A 1,869-nucleotide genomic window follows, 5' to 3' on the forward strand; every position below is an offset into this window, starting at 1 on the left:
CAGGTCAGCACGCTGAACACGGACGACCTCAACAGCCTCGCGTCCGACCAGCTCAACAAGTTCTCCACCGCGCAGATCCGCGTGCTGACCACCGAGCAGTTGAGCCACCTCGCCACGGAGAACCTGAACGCCCTGGGTTCGGCGCAGTTCGCCACGCTGTCGTCCAGCCAGTTCGCGTCGCTGACGTCCGACCAGCTCGGCGCGTTGGAGACAGCCGACCTGCGTGCCGTCACGACCGCCGCACTGCAAGGCCTGAGCTCCGACCAGATCCACACGCTGAGCTCCGACGCGGTCGCCACCCTGACCACGGCCCAGATCAGCTCGCTGTCCACCCTCCAGATCCCGGGCCTGGAAACCGCGGACATGGCCGCCATGGGCACTGCCCAGATCGGCGTGCTGAGCTCCAGCCAGGTTTCCGTGCTGAGCACCGAGCAGCTCGCTGCCATCGAAGCCACTGACGTGCGCTTCCTGTCGACGGTCGCCCTGCGGGCGCTGACCAGCACCCAGCTCGACGGCCTGACCAGTGACCAGTTGCGCGCCCTGTCCTCCGTGCAGATCGGTGCACTGACCACGGCCCAGGTCAGCACGTTCAGCACCGAAGACCTGAACAGCTTCGCCACCGACCAGTTCAACAAGCTCAGCACCGCCCAGATCCGCGTGCTGACGACCGAGCAGCTGAGCAACCTGGCCTCCGACAGCCTCAACGCGCTGGGTTCGGCCCAGTTCGCCACGCTGTCGTCCAGCCAGTTCGCCTCGCTCACATCCGACCAGCTTGGAAAGCTTGAGACGGCCGACCTGCGCGCCGTCACCACCGCCGCGCTGCGTGGCCTGTCGTCCGACCAGGTGCAGAGCCTCAGCTCCGATGGGGTTGCCAGCCTGAGCACGACCCAGATCGCCACGCTGACGACCGCTCAGCTGCAAGGCCTGGAAACCGCCGACCTGTCGGCCCTGGGCTCCGCGCAGATCGCCGCTTTCGGCTCCGCACAACTGGCCTCGCTGAACTCCGACCAGCTCGCCGCCATCGACGTGGCCGACGTGCGCTCGATCACGACGGCCGCCCTGCGCGCGCTGTCCAGCACCCAGCTCGACGCGTTGACCAGCGACCAGCTCCGCGCACTGAGCACCGGCCAGATCACTGCACTGACCACGGCCCAGGTCAGCACGCTGAACACGGATGACCTCAACAGCCTGACGTCCGAACAGTTCGTCCGCCTGACCACGGCCCAGGTGCAATCGCTGACCACCGAGCAGCTCAGCCACCTGACCAGCGACGGCCTGAACTCGATGGGCTCGGCCCAGTTCGCCACGCTGTCGTCCAGCCAGTTCGCCTCGCTCACGACCGACCAGCTCAGCACGCTGGAGACGGCCGACCTGCGCGCCGTCACCACCGCCGCGTTGCGTGGCCTCTCGTCCGACCAGATCCAGAGCCTCAGCTCCGACGGCATTGCCGGCCTGAGCACGGCCCAGATCGGTACGCTGACGACCGCGCAGCTGCAAGGGCTGGAGACTGCCGACCTGTCGGCCCTGGGCTCCGCCCAGATCGCCGTGCTGGGCTCTGCCCAACTGGCCTCGCTGGGCACCGACCAGCTTGCCGCCATCGACGTGGCCGACATGCGCTCGATCACGACGGCCGCCCTGCGCGCGCTGTCCAGCACCCAGCTCGATGCGCTGACCAGCGATCAGCTGCGCGCGCTGAGCACCGGCCAGATCGCCGCACTGACCACGGCCCAAGTCAGCACGCTGAACACGGATGACCTCAACAGCCTGACGTCCGAGCAGTTCGTGCGCCTGACCACGGGCCAGGTGCAATCGCTGACCACCGAGCAGCTCAGCCACCTGACCACCGACGGCCTGAACTCGCTGGGCTCG

At 68.0% G+C, this 1,869-nt stretch carries 1 pseudogene; it reads left to right on the forward strand.

Annotation, left to right across the window (positions count from 1 at the left end):
* A pseudogene (locus tag ACXRVZ_RS27555) lies at nt 1-1,869 on the forward strand (iron-regulated protein frpC); the annotation flags it as partial.

Source organism: Roseateles sp. P5_E8, assembly GCF_054177665.1.